The sequence below is a fragment of the Flavobacterium sp. ASW18X genome (assembly GCF_005144745.1).
Classification (GTDB): domain Bacteria; phylum Bacteroidota; class Bacteroidia; order Flavobacteriales; family Flavobacteriaceae; genus Croceivirga.
Genome location: NZ_SWKK01000044.1, coordinates 1 through 1923 on the forward strand (window position 1 = coordinate 1; position 1923 = coordinate 1923).

The window sequence follows — 1923 nt, forward strand, 5'->3', positions numbered from 1 at the left end:
ATTTTGATACGAGTACACCAAGTACGGATAGTACTATGGAGAATCCTACCTTTATCTATACCACAGCAGGTACATATAACGTACAGTTACGAGTATCAGATGGTAACGGGGGCACAGGTGTAGCCAACCTAACCATACATGCAGGTAATAATTTAGCTAGTTTTACTTTTACCTCCCCATCAGATGGAGGCTTTATGAGTTGGGGAGATGATATTAGCGTTGCTTTGAGCGTTAGTGATGTGGAAGATGGGGATACCAGCGGAAACCCAGGTACGGAAGGTAGTGGTATTGCATGCGAAGATGTTGTGGTTACCCCTTCTTTAGGGCATTTAACACACTTTCATGATACGCCTTCCATAGATGCATGTCCTCAAGATTTAACATTGGGAGCAGAAGGTCATCAGACCAACGGAGAGGCAGATATTTTTTATGTTCTTAATGCTAATTATACAGACAATGGTGGATTACAATCCTTTGGTCAGATACGAATATATCCTAAGGTAGCAGAAGCAGAGCATTACGATGATTCATCTCAAGGAATCAACATTATTCAAAATACAGATGATTTAGGTGGAGCAGAGGATGCTATACGTGCAGACCATAATAGTTACATTGTTTATCAAGGGCGTAATCTAGAGAATATAACATCTTTAATCTATCGTGTATCTTCTAGTGTTTCAGGGGGTAGTATAGAATTGCGATTGGATAGTCCAACGGGAACCTTGTTAGGTACAAGTGCAGTTCCTGTAACGGGTAACGCCAACGATTGGGCCAATGTGGAGCTAGGAATCGTAGACCCAGTCGGTAAGCATGATTTGTATATAGTATTTAAAAACGCATCAGCAGGGACAGGCATTGTAGATTTAAACTACATAGAATTTGTGGGTGTAGGAGTATCGGTAGACAAATCAGCTCCAGTAGTAGAAGAGGTAAAATCGATAAACACGACTCAAGTTCGGGTATTTTTCAATGAAAAGGTAACAGCGACCACGGCAGAAGATTTATCTAATTATGTGTTGGATAATGGCATTACTATCAATGCGGCTGTCTTACAAGAAGATGGTAGAACAGTACTACTCACCACAACGCAACTAACACCAGATGTTCAGTATAATTTGAGTATTTCTAATATAGAAAATACAGTAGGGTTAACCATACAACCAGATAGCTATCCATTTTCTATATTTACGCCCATACGGATAAATGCTGGAGCTGGTGAGCTAACCACGAGCTATGGTATTTTTAGTGCTGATCAATATGTAACGGGCGGGCAGACCTATACGGCATCATCGTTGGCCATAGCAAATACTTCGGATGATTTATTGTACCAATCTGAACGCTATGGCAACATGAATTACGAGATACCAATTATGATATCAGGCAAGTATGATATTCGTTTACATTTTGCGGAAATCTACATTGGTGTAGGAGGTAATACAGGAACCAGAGTTTTTAATGTAAGTATTGAAGGGGAAGAAGTGTTGTCTGATTTCAATATACTTTCAGAAACCAACTCTGCTACAGCATTGATAAAAGAATATGATGATGTTTTGATTACGGATGGTTTGGCAAGTATAGCATTCGAGAATGTTGATGGTAGCGCAAAATTATCGGCAATAGAGATATTGCCACCAGACGCATTTAGTGAACAAGCATCTATTACAATACTATCTCCAAATGATGGCTCCAATGTGAATGTTCCTTTTGAGATAGCTTTTGCAACACAAAACTGGACCATAGCCAATGGGGATACGCATATGCACTATTATATAGACGGTGTTATGGTAGGGCCACATTACAGTTATGACCCAATAGTTATTGATGGTTTAGAGGAAGGAGAATACACTATACGGTTAGAACTGTTTAACCCTAACCATACCCCAACAGGAATATGGGATGAAGTAACGATAAACGTTACAGATA

The 1923-nt window shown here is 39.6% G+C and carries 1 protein-coding gene; it reads left to right on the top strand.

Annotated features, from left to right (window positions below; genetic code table 11):
* On the top strand, positions 1–1923 hold a 1923-nt coding region (locus FBT53_RS15875), incomplete at both ends, for a malectin domain-containing carbohydrate-binding protein (protein WP_136952169.1).